Below are 12,629 nucleotides of genomic sequence, written 5' to 3'. Positions count from 1 at the left end.
GACCGGTGACGCTCAGGTCAGATACCGGACAAACGCGTGCCACCCGTGCAGCCGCGGTGCCACCCTGGTCCTCCCCCGCCCGCGATCACCCACCTGCTATCGGACTCCGCCGCAGGCCACCCGGGTGACCGCCCGGCGGGGCGGACGGGGCCGCCTCCGGTACCGCGACGCCTTCCGCCAGGAGGCCGCCGGAGGCCCCGGCGAGCGGGAGGACGGGCATGGCGTCGCACACGGGGGACGAGCCCGGGGCCGACCGGCCCGCCCCGGCCAGCGGGCCGACCCGCTCCGTCGGCACCGGCCGGCTCCGCGACGCGCTCCGGACGACCCCGGCGCTGATCGTGCTCAGCGGCGCCGTACTGGTCGCCGCGCTGGCCGCCACCGCCGCCGTCGCCCTGCAGTCCCGGGCGTCGGCCACCACGCTGGGCGAGCGGTCCGCGGCGACCGCCGTGGGCACCAGCACGACCGCCCGGCAGATCTACCAGGGCCTCGCCGACGCGGACGTCGCCGCCAGCGCCGTCTTCCTGCTGCCGCCGGCCGAGGACCGACGGGCCCCGCTGGTGGCCGCCTACGACGCGTCCGTCCACGAGGTGGAGCGCACGCTGACCGACTCGATGGGCAACGCCGTCGGCGACCCGGACCGCCTCACCCGGCTGGCGACCATCGCCGCCCGGTTGAAGGTCTACCGCGACGTGGTGTGCGCCGCCCTGCGGGTCGCCGGTCCGCTCTCCGCGACGGCCACGGGCAACCGGCAGCCCTGCCCGCCGGCCGGGACGGCGGAGCAGGCCGGGACGGGCAGCCCGGCGGCCCGCGCGGTGCTCGCCTCGGCCTACGCGCGGGAGGCGTCGCACTACATGTCCACCGAGCTGCTCACCGCGGCCCAGGGCCTGTGGAACTACGACACCAGGCTCCTGCTCGACGCCCGCGCCGACGCCCGGCCCTGGCTGGCCGCGTCCGTGCTGGTGCCGCTGGGCGCCCTCGCCGCCCTGGTGGTGGTGCAGGTGTGGCTGCGCCGGCGGACCCGGCGCCGGCTGAACGCTGGTCTGCTGCTGGCCTCGGTGGCCACCACGGCCGTGCTGGCCATGCTGGTCTCCTCGTGGTGGCACTGGCCGGACGCCGACCGGGGGTTTCCGGAACTGGAACGGGCGATCGACGCGCAGAGCGCCACCCAGCAGCGGCTCGGCGCCCTGCTGGCCGGCCGGGCCGATGTCTACCTGGGGCTCGGCGCGAGCGTCGATCCGGCCGGGCACAAGGCGGACTTCGACAGCCGGGACCTCTGCCTCGAGCCCGCCGGGGGGCGGGAACCACCGAAGGACCGGATCGACTGCACCGCCCTGGCGCGGGACGTCTGGCCGGCCCGGCAGATCAAGACGCCCGACGCGTTCCGCGACGCGGTCGACACCGTGCTCGCCGAGGGATCGGCGGGCCGGGCGTTCGTCGCGGCGGAGGGCCACCTGCTGACCGAACTGACCACCCGCAACGAGGAGGTCACCCGGATGGTCGACGGGCTGCCCGAGGCACGCCACCACCTGGGCGGCCCAGCCGCCTGGGTCACCCTGCTCGCCGCCGCCGGTGTGGTGGCCGGGCTGCGCCAGCGCCACCTGGAGTACCAGTGACCACACCCCGGCGGACCCCGACGCGGCCCCGGCGCCGGGCCGCGTCGCTCGCGCTCCTGGCGGCGCTGGCCGGGTGCGCCGCGCCGGCGGCACCCGCACCCGCGCCCCCCGCGCGGCCACCGGGGGTGGCCACGACGCCGACCACCGACGCGACCGGCGGGGTCTGCCCGGTACGCCGCAGCCTCCCGCCCGACCCGACGCCCCCGCGCCAGATCCTCGACAGGGGCGAACTGGTCGCCGGCGTGGACCCGTCCGACGCCACCATGAGCCACTGGGACGCCAGCACCCAGCGGTTCGAGGGTTTCAACATCGAGCTGATGCTGGCGGTGGCCCGCGCCCTCTGGCCGGCCGACGACCCGCGCAACCGGCTGACCTTCAAGGCCGTGCCGCCCGGCCAGGGCGCCTTCGCCATGCTCGACAAGGGGGAGATCGACGTCGTCGCCACGTCGCTGACCGCGTCCTGCGAGCGGGCCCGGCGGGTGCTGTTCTCCAACGACTACCTCGACTCCGGGCAGACGGTGCTGGTCCGCAGGAACGCCGACGGCACGCCCGAGTTCGCGGGCATGGAACAGCTCGGCGGCCGGCGGGTCTGCGCCGCCACGGACACCACCTCGCTGGCGATGATCGCCGGCTACCGCACCGCGGGCGGCCTGCGGCCGGTCCCGGTGCACGCCCCGCACCCGGTCGACTGCCTGGTCATGCTGCGTCAGAAGCAGGTCGACGGGGTCAGCACCGACGACAACATCCTGCTGGGCTTCGCCCGGATGGCCCCGGACACGACGTTGGTGACCGAGGCGCCCCGGCCGGAGAGGCGGTCCTGTGACCAGCACCGGGACGAGGAATGCACCTGGTTCACCGACGAGCCGCACGCCTTCGCGTTCCGCCTGACCGACGGCCGGGAGCTGGTCGCGTTCGTCAACCACGTGCTGGCGCAGCCGCGTACGGCGGTGGTGTGGCAGCAGGCCCACGACCGGTGGCTCGCCGGCCACCGGGACCGGGGCATGCCCTCGCCCGGGCCGGTCACCACCGGGTGGCCGCCCCCCGACCCCGCGCCGGCCACCCCCCGGCCGGCCGACTGATGGACGGTGGGCGGATGGCCGTGCGGGAACGCCTCGACGCCACCCTGGCCGCGCACGCCTGGGTCTGCGAGCACCTGCTCGACGTGCAGCAGCTGGTCACGGACGCCTTCCGGCAGCCCGACGGCCCGGCCGCCGCGCCCGCGCAGAAGGCCCGGGACCTACTGCACCGGCTCGGCTGCCTGTCGCTGGCCCTCGACCGGCTGGTCGACGACCTCGACGGGATCGACCGGTCGACGGACGCGGGCGAGGAGGCCCTGGCCCGGCTGCTGACCGGCCCGTGCGAGGTCCGGTTCACCGCCGCCACCGGCGAGCCGGTGCAGGTGCAGGCGATGGACGTCCAGGAGATCCTGGTCGCGGCCCGCGAGCACGTGGCCCGGATCCGCCGGATCGTCGACGCGTACGGCCGGGACCGACTGGCGGTCCGGGCGCAGCGGCTGCGCTCCTCGGTCGAGCGGCTCCGGCAGCTCGCGACGGAGGCCGCCGGCGAGGGGCTGGGCGACGGGACGGATCCCCTGGCGGCGCTCGCGCTCGACGGGCTGCTGGACCGGCTCACCGCCGCCGAGGCGGCGGGCCGTGGCCAGTGGTGGCGGGGGGACGTCCAGCCGGAACGCGACGACGGCTCGCTGCGGGCCGCCGTCGACCGCGCGGTCGAGCGGACCGACACCGCGCGGCGCCGGCTGCGCCGGGGCTGCCACGTGGAGCTGACCGGCCGGCTGGAGGCGTACCGGCAGAAGGCCGCCGACGAGGGCCGGGCCGAGCACCCGCGGGTCGAGCTGGCCTACCGGGAGGCGCTGGCCGCGCTGCGCCCCGACGCCTTCACCGTGACCGCCGCGAGCCGCGCGGTGCGGGCCTACCAGCAGGCCGTGAACGGGGGTACGCGATGACGGCGAGCCGCGGCTGCGCGGAACGCAACTGCCCCGGCACCGTCGACCAGGACGGGTTCTGCCGGCTCTGGGGGCACGAGTGCGTCGGGGCCGGCGCCGGGTCCGCAGCCGCCGGCGGGCCGGTACCGGCTGCGGAGGTCGGCCCACGGCCGCTGCGTACGACGTCCCGGCCCTGGGAGCGACCGGCCGTGCTGCCGACCGCCCGGCCGCACGACCCCCTGACGGCGGTGGTGTCGCAGGCGGTCGTGCCCGAGCACTCCCGCTACTGCGGCAACACGAGCTGCCCCCGCCACCGCGGTCCCCGGCTGCCCCGGGTAGCCGGCTTCTGCCCCGACTGCGGCACCCGGTACTCCTTCACCCCGCCCCTGGCCGACGGCGACCTGCGCGCCGGGCGGTACCGGATCGAGGGCTGTCTCGGCAACGGCGGCGTCGGCTGGGTGTTCCTCGCCCGGGACGAGGACATGGACGGCGCCTGGCGGGTGCTGAAGGGGCAACGCAACCCGGAGGACCGGGAGGCCATCGCGGCGTTCGTCGCCGAGCGGCAGGCGCTGATCGCGCTGAACCACCCGAGGATCGTCACCATCACCCACGCGCTGCGGCCCGAGTCCGACCGGGACGCCGGCTACCTGGTGATGGAGTACGTCAACGGCGGCACCCTGGAGGAGGCCCGCAGCGCGGCCGGCCCGGGCGGCGGTTCCACCGCCGTGGACGTGGCGCAGGCGCTGGGATACGCCGTGCAGATCCTCGACGCCTTCGAGTACCTGCACGACCAGGGTTGGCTCTACTGCGACCTGAAGCCCGAGAACGTGATGCGGGTCGGCGGCCAGGGCACCAACGACCCGATCAAGCTGGTCGACTTCGGCGCGGCCCGCCGCATCGACAACACGGTGAGCCCGGCGTGGGGCACCGCGGGCTACACCGCTCCGGAGGTGGAGCGGCTGGGGCCCGCCGGCCCGAGCGTGCGGTCGGACCTCTACACCGTCGGCCGGACCCTCGCCGCGCTGACCCTGGTGCCCCGGTCCACCGAGGTGACCCGGATCCCGCCAGGGCAGGACGTGCTGCGGCTGCCCGTGCCCGCGCGGCTCGACCCGTTCCTGCGGCTGCTCGCCCGGGCCACCGCCGCCGCGCCGGAGGACCGGTTCGCCGCCGCCGCCGAGATGCGCGAACAGGTCCGGGGCGTACGACGGCAGGTCAGCTCGGCGGCCGACGGCGTGCCCCGGCCGACCCGGTCCACCCTGTTCAGCCCGTCCGCGTGCGCCTTCGCCCTGCACACCGACCGCGACGCCCTGGACGTCGTGGAGATCATGCTCGGCCTGCCCGTACCCCTGGTCGACGGCGCCGACCCGGCCGCCGGGTTCCTCGCCTCGCTCGGCGCCGCCGACCCGGCCGAGCTCATCGAGCTGTTGCGGACCGCCCCGGAGCAGACCGCGCAGGTGACCTACCGCGCCGTCCGGGCCCACCTCGCCACCGGGCGGGTGGACGAGGCCGGCCCGCTGCTCGCCGACTTCCCCGAGGAGTCGCGGGACTGGGCGCTGTGGTGGCACCGCGCCCTGGTGGCCCTGGTGGGGCGGGACGCCGGCACCGCCCGGCGCTGGTTCGCGCAGGTCTACGGCTGGCTGCCCGGCGAGGTGTCCACGCGGCTCGCGTACGCGGTGGCCTGCGAACTCGACGGTGACCCGCGCACGGCGGCCGACCACTACCAGGGGGTGTGGGGCGCCGACCCGGGCGTGGTGGGCGCGGCGTTCGGGCTGGCCCGCTGCCTGCTGGCGACGGCGGACGCGCGCAGCGCGGCGGACGCCCTGCTGCGGGTGCCGGAGTCCTCCCGCGCCTCGACGGCGGCGGTGACCTGTGCGGTGCGCATCCTGCTCGACGCGCCGGACGACGGGCACCGGCTCGACACGGCGCTCGACGCCGCCGCGATCGTCGACAAGCTGCCCCCGTTCGGCGAACGCGAGGAGGTGGAGGCGCACATCCTGCGGATCGCGCTGCACTGCGACCTGACCGAGGAGCGCCACGGCGGCCGGCGGCTGTTCGGTCACCGGCTCGACGAGGACGCCCTCCGTCGCGCCTTCGAGCGCCGCTGCCGCTCCCGCGCCCGGCGCACCGCCGACCGGCGCGAGCGAATCGCGCTCGTCGAGCTGGCCAACGCGTACCGGCCGGTGACGTGGTGGTGATCCCGGCCGCCGGCCCCGACGGAAAGAGGTCACCCGTGTCCCCCGCCAACGATCTGCCGCTGCGGCTGCGCGCGCACCACACCGAGTGCGTCTCCGCCGACGGGGCGGTCCTCGACGTGGTCGCCACCGTCCGGGGCGAGGAACCCGTCCATGCCGACGTCCGGCACGACGACCTCGCGGAGGTGATCCTGCTCGACTCCTCAGGCTCGATGGGCGCGCCCCAGGCCAAGATGCGCGCCGCCCGGCGGGCCACCGCCGCGGCCATCGACGCCCTGCCCGACGGGGTCGCGTTCGCTGTGGTGGCCGGCACCGCCCGCGCCACGATGGTCTACCCGGGCGACCGGCGGCTGGCGGTCGCCGACGAGACCACCCGGGCCGCCGCCCGCAACGCGTTGCGGCACGTGACGCCGCACGGCGGCACCGCCATCGGCACGTGGCTGCTGCTGGCCCGCCACCTGCTGGCCACACGACCGGACGCGATCGGGCACGTCATCCTGCTCACCGACGGACGCAACGAGTCCCAGCTCCCCGCCGACCTGCGGGCAGCGGTGGACGACTGCGTCGGCCGGTTCACCGTCGACTGCCGCGCCATCGGCTCCGCCGACGGCGTGCACGACTGGGACGCGGCGGAACTGCTTGGCATCGCGGAGGCGTTGGGCGCCAACCCCGTCGTGCCGGTCGAGGACCTCACGGGGCTCGCCGACGACTTCCGGGCGGTGCTGACCCGCGCGATGTCCCGGCGGGTCCCCGACGTCCGGCTCCGGGTGCGCACCACCGGACTGGCCCGGGTCCGCTTCGTCAAGCAGGTGCACCCGGCGCTGGCCGACCTGAGCGGGCGCGGCGAGCCGGCCGGCGAGCTGGGCACCGACTACCCGGTCGGCGCGTGGAGCCCGCACGACCAGCGGGACTACCACGTCGCCCTGGAGGTCGACGCGATGGCGCCCGGGGTGAGCCGGCGCATCGGCTGGTTGAGCGTCCACGCGGGCGCGGCCACCACGCCGGTCGAGGTGCCACTCGACGTGGAGTGGACCGAGGACGCACTGCGGTACTCGGAGATCAACGAGAGCGTCGCGTACTACACCCGCCAGCAGGACTACGCGGCGGCGGTCCAGCGGGGGCTGGCCGCCGCCCGGGCGGGCCGGGTCGTCGAGGCGGAGGAGCAGCTCGGGCGCGCGGTGGCGCTCGCCCACGCCACGGGCCGCGACGACGACGTCGCCCTGCTCGCCCGCGTCGTGGACGTCCTGGACGCCGCCGACGGCCGGGTCCGCCTCAAGCCCGACGTCGACGTCCGACTCACGCAGTCCTCCCTGGTCGTGGCGCACCACACGTCCCGGTGGGGACCGCAGGAGCCGCCGGCGCAGCGGGTCGCGCCGGCCGGACCGCCCGCGCCGTGGCGGCACTGCCGCGAGGAGCAGACCGGCGCGTACTGCCAGGGATGCGGCACCCACCACCTGTCGGCGGACCGGCCGGGCGCGGGCCGGTCCTGACCGCCGATGGACCTGGACGTCTCGGACAAGGTCGCCAGCGTCGTCAGCGGCACGCTGGCGCTCGTCACCGCGGTCGTCGCCGTCCGCCGCCACTCCCGGGGCCGGCGCGGCTGGTGGGCCGCGCTGCGCCCGGTCTGGCGCGGCGAGGCCGACGCCGGCATCGTCCACCCGCACCGCTTCGGCGGCTACGTCAAGCCGCTGTCCGAGGTGTACGTGCCGCGCCGCGCGGTGCCACGGCTCGCCGCGTCCGGCGACGGCGTCGACGTGGCGGACCTGCTCACCGGCGCCGGCAACGTGCTGCTGATCGGGGAGCCGGGCAGCGGGAAGACGGCGCTCGTGCGCTACGAGAGCGCCCGCTCGGCGCAGCGGTGGCTCGCCGGGCGCGGGCGGCGACGGCGCTGCCCGCCCGGGCCGGTGCTGGTGAGCCTGCCGGCCGCCGCCCTGGTGCGCCAGCCGCTGTCCGCGGCGCTCGCCGAGGCGTACCCGCGCGACGGCGCCCCGCTCGACGTCGAACAGGCCCCCGCCCCCGGCCGGCGGTGGCTGGTCTGCGTCGACGCGCTCGACGCAGTGGCCGACCCGGACGAACGGGCCGTCGTCCTGAACCGCCTCGCGGAGCTGGCCCGCTCCCCCGGCCCGGCCGGCCTGTCGAGGCCCTGGCGGGTCATGGTGACCACGCGGCACCTGGCGGAGGACGAGCTGGCCGTGCTGGGCGACGGTTATCCGGCGTACCACCTGGCGCACTTCACCGACGCGGACGTGGCGCTGCTGGCGGCCCGCTGGTTCCCCGACGCCGGCACGGCCCGCAGGTTCCTGGACTGGACCCACGCCCAGCGCATCACCGGGCCGGTGCACAACCCGCTCACCGCCACCGTCGCGGTGCTGGTCTGGGAGGGCGGGCAGGCGGAGGCGGCCACACCGGCGGGCCCGGCCGCCCTGCTCGACGAGTTCGTCCGCGCCCTGCTGCGCGGCGGCCGGGCCAGCCTCGACGCCGCCTGCGCGGCGCTGCGGCACCGCCCGCCCGACGGCGAGGCGGTCGCCGCCTGGCTGGACACCCGGCACACCGACCTCGTCGAGGTGGCGGCGACCGCCGCCGTCGCTGGCGCCGACCCGGTGGCGGCGGTCGTCGACTGGTCGGCGGCCCACGCCCCGGCTGTCCCGGCGACGGTGCTGCCCGACTGGCCCGCGCGGGTACGGCAGATCCTGCTCGCCACCGACCTCTTCCGGGCCGACCGCCACGCCCTGGCCTCGGTCTGGCCCAGCCTGGTGGAGTACCTGGCGGCCGGGCCGCTCGCCCGCGACTGGCGGCCGGACGAGTGGGTGACGCTGATGAACACCGGCTCGGCGCGGTTCGTCGCGTTGCAGGCGATCAGCCGGGCCGCCGTCACGCCGGCCTTCCTGCGCGCCCGGCTGACCGAGCCGGTCGGGGCGATCGCCGCGGGTCACCTGCTCGCCGGCCGGGGCACGGCCGCCGCTGGCGCGCCGGCGTTCCGGGCGGACGTGCTGGCGGCTCTGCTCACCCACTGGTCCGGCGGCGCGGACGGTCCCGGCGGCCGGGACGCCGCCCGGGAGTGCTTCTCGCTGCTGACGACGCTGGCGGCGGACCGCGCCGACCGGGACCTGCTGCACGAGATCGCCGCGGATCCCCGGCGGTCGGGTGAGGTCCGCCGGGCGGCGGCGCTCTTCTTCGCCCTGCGCACCCGCAACGCCCACCGCTCCCGCGCGGTGCGATGACCGACGCAGCGGTGGGCGTCGCGGGTGTTCGCCTACGCCGCCCGCTGCGGGCCGACGACGGTCCAGCACAGGCCGGCGGGATCGCGCAGCGTCACCTGGCGCGACGGATCCGCCGGCGTCTCGACGCGGGCACCGGCGGCCACCGCCCGCCGCAGCACCGACTCGGGGTCGGTCCGCTCGATGGTCAGCACGTCGTCGCGGCTCTCCACCGCCGACGGCGCGCCCGCCTCGTACCACTCGCTGACGGTCAGGCGGTGGCCGCCGACGGCCAGTTCCGCGTGCAGGACGTGCCCGTCGAGCAGACACTCCCGTACGATCGCGACGGCGTCGAAGACATCCGTGTAGAAGGCGATGGCCTCGTTCGTGTCGCTGACCGTCAGGTGGGGACCCGGCCGGTGGTTCTGTGCCCTCATGTGACTGGTGCCGCCCTTCCCCTACTCGGCGATCCGGGTCCGACCGGTCCAGCGGAAGACCACCGGAAGGTCGACCGCCGGCGGGGTGGCGCCCCGTTCGAAGTGCTCGTACCCGCCGTAGTGCAGGACCTTGATCTTCTCCTCCACCCGCGCCACCTGGCGGCTGCGCAGGTCGGTCGGCAGATCGACCGGACCGCCCTCCAGGACGACGTCGATGACGCCGACTGCGTCCCGGGTGACCGGATCAGCTTGCGAAACGTCCTTCATGGCACGACCTCCGTCGCATTCCGCACACCTCGGACGAGCCGCCGCACGGCGGCAGACACGTCCACACAGGCCTGACGACACCCGTTGCCGGGTGAACGGACGCTTCGCGGTCGAACGTCCTTGTCCGGTGACCGGGCGCCCGTTCTGCTCCGAACGTAATCCAGATCACATTCGGCGGACACCCTTAGGTCACCCCTAGGAACGGCCCTGGGCAGCGACGACGTCCCCCGCACCGGCCACGCGGGTGCGGAGGATCACTCCCAGCGGAAGAACCGGGTGGCCGCCGCGGAGCCGACCACGGCCGTCACCGCCAGGGCGATCAGCTGCGGCAGCTCCGGGTTGGCGCCCGCCCACGCCGCACCGAGGGTGTCCACCGTGGCGCCCAGCGGCGAGTAGTCGGCGATGGCGGCCAGCGCGCTCGGCATCCGGTCGCGGGGCAGCCAGGCGCCCGCCAGGAAGAGCAGCGGGAAGAACAGCGCGGGGCCGATCGACTGCGCCGCCCGGGCGGACGGCGCCAGCGCCGCGATCAGCAGACCGACGGCGAAGAGGCACGCCACCCCGAGCAGGAAGGCCAGCACGAACCCGGGAACGTTGGCCGGCGCCGGCTGGTCCAGCAGGAACCGTACGGCGATCGCGGTGACCACCGCGCCGAGGACGCCCATCACGAGGTTGACCACCACCTGCGCCACCAGCAGGAGGGCGGGCTGCACCGGAGTGGTCGCCAGGCGGCGCAGCACCCGGCGTTCCCGGTAGATGCCGAGCGCCATCGGCAGGGTGAAGAGCGCGAGCATGCCGATGGTGAGGGCAAGCGCCAGGGACGGCAGGAAGGTCTGCTCGGCGTGCTGGCCGGTGTCGGCGGCCGTGCCGGCGCGCTGCGGCAACCCGAAGACGAGCATCAGGCCGATCGGCAGGGCGAACACGAAGAACAACGACACCGGTTCCCGCAGGAACAGCTTCGTCTCGACGGCGATCAGCTTGGACAGGGCGCTCACGACGACCTCCCGTCGGTCGGGGACTGCGCGGCGGTCCGGCCCGAACGGCCGGTGAGGGAGACGAACGCGTCGTCGAGGGTGGGCTGCTCGACCCGCAGCCCGTCGTAGCGGATCCCGCGCCCGTTGAGCACGGACATGACCGACTGGAGCACGTCCTTCGTGCCGGTCACCGTCACCTCGTCGCGGTAACGGGACACCCCCGTCACGTCGGGCGCCGCGAGCAGCAGGGCGTCCTCGACCGGCTCGGCGGGACGGAAGTGCACCCGGTGCTCGCTGCCGACCCGGGTCAGCAGGCCGGCGGGGCTGTCGATGGCCACCACCCGCCCCTTGTCGATGATCGCGAGCCGGTCGCAGAGGCGTTGCGCCTCCTCCATGAAGTGGGTGACCAGCACGACGGTGACGCCCCGGTCGCGAATCCGCTCGACCAGGTCCCAGGTGTCCCGGCGGCCCTGCGGGTCGAGGCCGGTGGTCAGCTCGTCGAGGATGGCGACCTCCGGCCTGCCGACCAGTGCCAGAGCCACCGACAACCGCTGCTTCTGCCCGCCGGAGAGCTTCTGGAAGTAGGTGTTGCGCTGCTCGGCCAGGCCGAGGTCGGTCAACAGCTCGTCGATGTCGGCCCGGTTGCGGTAGAAGGACCGGTACAGGTCCAGCGCCTCCCACACCCGCACCTTGTCCGGCAGCTGGCTCTCCTGGAGCTGGGCGCCGACGCGCTGCCGCACCTCGGTGCGGTCGCGGATCGGGTCGAGCCCGAGCACCCGGATGGTGCCGCCGTCGGGACGACGCAACCCCTGCACGCACTCGACCGTGGTGGTCTTGCCGGCCCCGTTCGGGCCGAGCACGCCGAAGATCTCGCCCTGTTCCACGGTGAAGGAGACGTCGTCGACCGCGATCTTCTCGCCGTACCGTTTCTGCAGATGATCGACTTCGATGACCGGCATTGGGGGTGGTCCTCCTTCACGTGCGGGTTGCCGTCGAGAAGGGCGGGACCCCTCGGCTGATCGCGGCGTCGGCTTGCGGGAACGGGCCGGGTCGGCCGGAGCCGGCCGACCGACGCCCGACATCATCCGGCCAACCGATGCGCCGATCAACTGATCGGCTGACAAATCGGGGGTATCGAACCGGGAATCGGCCCGGGACAGGGGTGCCGACCGCGAACGTGGCGCGGGGGCAGGGGTGCCGGCCGGTCACCGCAGGTGTCCGTCCACGCGGGTCGGTCACCGGCGGGCCGGGCAGAACGGCAGCAGCTCGTCGAGTCGGGTCAGGACGACGTCCGGGCCGGCGGCGCGCAGGGTCTCCGCGTCGGACTCGCCCCACAGCGCGGCCACCGCCAGCACCCCGGCCGCCCGCGCGCTGGCCAGGTCGCTGGGGGCGTCGCCGACCATCAGCGCCTCCCCGGGGCGGGCCCCGAGCAGGCGCAGCGCCCGCCGCACGATGTCCGGAGCGGGCTTCGGCCGGGGCACCTCGTCCGAGCCCACCACGTGGTCGACCAGCGGGAGCAGACCGAGCCGGCCGAGCAGATCGCGGGCGCGGACCCCGCTGCGGCCGGTGGCCACGGCCAGCCCGATCCCCCGCCGGCGCAGGGTGCGGAGCAGCTCCGGCGCCCCGTCGACGGGGGCGACCCGGTGCGCGAGGCGGTTGCTCTCCCGCACGAACGGTCCGGCCAGCGTCGCCGGCAGGCCCATCAGCTCCAGCACCTCCGGCAGATATCGGCCCGGGTGGCGGCAGTACTCCTCGACCGGGGCGACGCCGTCGCCGACCACCTCGGCGTACGCCAGGGCGAACGCCTCCCTGGCCACGGCGAGGCTGTCGACCAGCACCCCGTCGAGGTCGAGCACCACGGCCCGGACACCGCCCGGCACCGCCGTCCACGCCGTCGCGTCCGCGACCACCGACGTCACCTCCCGCCCGTCCGACCCGGCGCGCCGCCCGGTAGGGGTGGCAGGCCGGGGTGCCCCCGACTACGGTCAGGACCGTCGTTCCGGGCCCGCC

The 12,629-nt window shown here is 75.9% G+C and carries 11 protein-coding genes; 6 read left to right on the top strand and 5 right to left on the bottom strand.

Annotation, left to right across the window (positions count from 1 at the left end):
- Nucleotides 1-218 precede the first annotated feature (218 nt).
- Genes OG989_RS20070 through OG989_RS20045 form a run of 6 tightly spaced genes read left to right on the top strand, consistent with a single transcriptional unit; the run spans nucleotide 219 to nucleotide 8,968 of the window.
- Nucleotides 219-1,613: a hypothetical protein gene (locus OG989_RS20070; protein WP_327028066.1), complete on the top strand. Its 1,395-nt coding sequence runs from the start codon at nucleotides 219-221 to the stop codon at nucleotides 1,611-1,613.
- Nucleotides 1,610-2,692, top strand: coding sequence for a transporter substrate-binding domain-containing protein (locus OG989_RS20065; RefSeq protein ID WP_151452387.1), 1,083 nt, complete (start codon nucleotides 1,610-1,612; stop codon nucleotides 2,690-2,692). The genes OG989_RS20070 and OG989_RS20065 overlap by 4 nt, the downstream gene beginning before the upstream one ends.
- Nucleotides 2,693-2,706: 14 nt before the next feature.
- Complete coding sequence (locus OG989_RS20060) at nucleotides 2,707-3,576, top strand: hypothetical protein (protein WP_327028065.1); 870 nt, start codon at nucleotides 2,707-2,709, stop codon at nucleotides 3,574-3,576.
- Nucleotides 3,573-5,750, top strand: coding sequence for a serine/threonine-protein kinase (locus OG989_RS20055; protein ID WP_327028064.1), 2,178 nt, complete (start codon nucleotides 3,573-3,575; stop codon nucleotides 5,748-5,750). Before OG989_RS20060 ends, OG989_RS20055 begins: the two co-directional genes overlap by 4 nt.
- Nucleotides 5,751-5,785: 35 nt before the next feature.
- Complete coding sequence (locus OG989_RS20050; RefSeq protein ID WP_327028063.1) at nucleotides 5,786-7,237, top strand: VWA domain-containing protein; 1,452 nt, start codon at nucleotides 5,786-5,788, stop codon at nucleotides 7,235-7,237.
- A gap of 6 nt (nucleotides 7,238-7,243) precedes the next feature.
- The gene (locus tag OG989_RS20045; RefSeq protein ID WP_327028062.1) at nucleotides 7,244-8,968 is read left to right on the top strand and encodes a hypothetical protein; all 1,725 of its coding nucleotides are present in this window, start codon (nucleotides 7,244-7,246) and stop codon (nucleotides 8,966-8,968) included.
- A gap of 32 nt (nucleotides 8,969-9,000) precedes the next feature.
- Here OG989_RS20045 and OG989_RS20040 read toward each other — a convergent pair whose 3' ends face one another.
- The 5 genes from OG989_RS20040 to OG989_RS20020 form a co-directional block, all read right to left on the bottom strand.
- Nucleotides 9,001-9,381 (bottom strand): VOC family protein, encoded by a 381-nt coding sequence (locus OG989_RS20040; protein ID WP_151452392.1) that lies wholly within the window; start codon nucleotides 9,379-9,381, stop codon nucleotides 9,001-9,003.
- A gap of 21 nt (nucleotides 9,382-9,402) precedes the next feature.
- Complete coding sequence (locus tag OG989_RS20035) at nucleotides 9,403-9,648, bottom strand: DUF5988 family protein (RefSeq protein ID WP_327028061.1); 246 nt, start codon at nucleotides 9,646-9,648, stop codon at nucleotides 9,403-9,405.
- A gap of 254 nt (nucleotides 9,649-9,902) precedes the next feature.
- Nucleotides 9,903-10,640: an ABC transporter permease gene (locus OG989_RS20030; protein ID WP_151452394.1), complete on the bottom strand. Its 738-nt coding sequence runs from the start codon at nucleotides 10,638-10,640 to the stop codon at nucleotides 9,903-9,905.
- Nucleotides 10,637-11,578 carry an ABC transporter ATP-binding protein gene (locus OG989_RS20025; RefSeq protein WP_151452395.1) on the bottom strand — a complete coding sequence of 314 codons (942 nt, stop codon included), beginning with the start codon at nucleotides 11,576-11,578 and terminating at the stop codon, nucleotides 10,637-10,639. The genes OG989_RS20030 and OG989_RS20025 overlap by 4 nt, the downstream gene beginning before the upstream one ends.
- Before the next feature lie 276 nt (nucleotides 11,579-11,854).
- Complete coding sequence (locus OG989_RS20020) at nucleotides 11,855-12,529, bottom strand: HAD-IA family hydrolase (protein WP_327028060.1); 675 nt, start codon at nucleotides 12,527-12,529, stop codon at nucleotides 11,855-11,857.
- Nucleotides 12,530-12,629: the final 100 nt, after the last annotated feature.

Source organism: Micromonospora sp. NBC_01740, from assembly GCF_035920365.1.
GTDB lineage: Bacteria > Actinomycetota > Actinomycetes > Mycobacteriales > Micromonosporaceae > Micromonospora > Micromonospora reichwaldensis.
Note: the sequence above shows the minus strand (reverse complement) of the source record. Positions and strands in the feature narration are given on the sequence as shown.